The sequence below is a fragment of the Methanobrevibacter filiformis genome (assembly GCF_001639265.1).
Lineage (GTDB): Archaea > Methanobacteriota > Methanobacteria > Methanobacteriales > Methanobacteriaceae > Methanacia > Methanacia filiformis.
Genome location: NZ_LWMT01000113.1, coordinates 1 through 2,561 on the forward strand (window position 1 = coordinate 1; position 2,561 = coordinate 2,561).

Annotated in this window: 1 protein-coding gene; it reads left to right on the plus strand. The window is 33.9% G+C overall.

Going from position 1 to position 2,561, the window contains the following annotated elements:
* Positions 1-2,561, plus strand: a 2,561-nt coding sequence (locus MBFIL_RS03810; RefSeq protein ID WP_157078641.1) for a beta strand repeat-containing protein, incomplete at both ends; no start/stop codon positions are given.

Sequence of the window (2,561 nt, forward strand, 5' to 3'; positions counted from 1 at the left end):
GTAATGGTTCTTATGATGATGTTACTGGTGTTTGGTCTATTGGGTCTCTTGGTGCTGGTGAGAGTGTTGCTTTGAGTATTACTGTTGTTATTATTGGTAATGGTACAGTTATTAATACTGCGAGTGTAATTGTGGATCAGAATAATACTAATGTGGATAATGGGTCTGATAATGAAACTATTATTGTGTCTAATAATGTTAATGTGAGTGTTGTTAAGGTTTCTAATACTACTGGTGCTGCGAATATTGGTGATATTATTACTTATACTATTATTGTGTCTAATAATGGTTCTGGTAATGCTACTGGTGTGTTTGTGACTGATTTGTTGAATGCTAGTGTTTTGAGTTTTGTAGGTAGTAATGGTTCTTATGATGATGTTACTGGTGTTTGGTCTATTGGGTCTCTTGGTGTTGGTGAAACGGTTGCTTTGAGCATTACTGTTGTTATTATTGGTAATGGTACAGTTATTAATACTGCGAGTGTGACTGTGGATCAGAATAACACTAACACCAATAATGGATCAGATAATGAAACTATTAATGTAAATAATAATGTTAATGTGAGTGTTGTTAAGGTTTCTAACACTACTGGAGCTGCGAATATTGGTGATATTATTACTTATACTATTACTGTGACTAACAACGGTTCTGGTAATGCTACTGGTGTATATGTGACTGATTTGTTGAATACTAGTGTTTTGAGTTTTGTAGGTAGTAATGGTTCTTATGATAATAATACTGGTGTTTGGTCTATTGGTGATTTAGGTGCTGGTGAGAGTGTTGCTTTGAGTATTACTGTTGTTATTATTGGTAATGGTACAGTTATTAATACTGCGAGTGTGTCTGTGGATCAGAATAATACTAATGTTGATAATGGGTCTGATAATGAAACTATTAATGTGAGTAATAATGTTAATGTGAGTGTTGTTAAGGTTTCTAATACTACTGGTGCTGCGAATATTGGTGATATTATTACTTATACTATTATTGTGTCTAATAATGGTTCTGGTAATGCTACTGGTGTATATGTGACTGATGTGTTGAATACTACTGCTTTGAGTTTTGTAGGTAGTAATGGTTCTTATGATAATAATACTGGTGTTTGGTCTATTGGTGATTTAGGTGCTGGTGAAACGGTTGCTTTGAGTATTACTGTTGTTATTATTGGTAATGGTACAGTTATTAATACTGCGAGTGTGTCTGTGGATCAGAATAACACTAACACTAATAATGGGTCTGATAATGAAACTATTAATGTGAGTAATAATGTTAATGTGAGTGTTGTTAAGGTTTCTAACACTACTGGCACTGCGAATATTGGTGATACTGTTACTTATACTATTACTGTGTCTAATTATGGTTCTGGTAATGCTACTGGTGTGTTTGTGACTGATTTGTTGAATGCTAGTGTTTTGAGTTTTGTAGGTAGTAATGGTTCTTATGATGATGTTACTGGTGTTTGGTCTATTGGGTCTATTGGTGCTGGTGAAACGGTTGATTTGAGCATTATTGTTGTTATTATTGGTAATGGTACAGTTATTAATACTGCGAGTGTGACTGTGGATCAGAATAACACTAACGTGGATAATGGGTCTGATAATGAAACTATTAATGTGTCTAATAATGTTAATGTGAGTAATAATGTTAATGTGAGTGTTGTTAAGGTTTCTAATACTACTGGTACTGCGAATATTGGTGATGTTATTACTTATACTATTATTGTGTCTAATTATGGTTCTGGTAATGCTACTGGTGTGTTTGTGACTGATTTGTTGAATGCTAGTGTTTTGAGTTTTGTAGGTAGTAATGGTTCTTATGATGATGTTACTGGTGTTTGGTCTATTGGGTCTCTTGGTGCTGGTGAGAGTGTTGCTTTGAGTATTACTGTTGTTATTATTGGTAATGGTACAGTTATTAATACTGCGAGTGTGACTGTGGATCAGAATAACACTAACACTAATAATGGGTCTGATAATGAAACTATTAATGTGAGTAATAATGTTAATGTGAGTGTTGTTAAGGTTTCTAATACTACTGGATCAGCGAATATTGGCGATACTATTACTTACACTATTACTGTGACTAACAACGGTTTTGGTAATGCTACTGGTGTGTTTGTGACTGATTTGTTGAATACTAGTGTTTTGAGTTTTGTAGGTAGTAATGGTTCTTATGATAATAATGCTGGTGTTTGGACTATTGGGTCTCTTGGTGCTGGTGAGAGTGTTGTTTTGAGTATTACTGTTGTTATTATTGGTAATGGTACAGTTATTAATACTGCGAGTGTGACTGTGGATCAGAATAACACTAATGTGGATAATGGGTCTGATAATGAAACTATTAATGTGAGTAATAATGTTAATGTGAGTGTTGTTAAGGTTTCTAATACTACTGGATCTGCGAATATTGGTGATATTATTACTTACACTATTATTGTGTCTAATAATGGTTTTGGTAATGCTACTGGTGTGTTTGTGACTGATTTGTTGAATGCTAGTGTTTTGAGTTTTGTAGGTAGTAATGGTTCTTATGATGATGTTACTGGTGTTTGGTCTATTGGG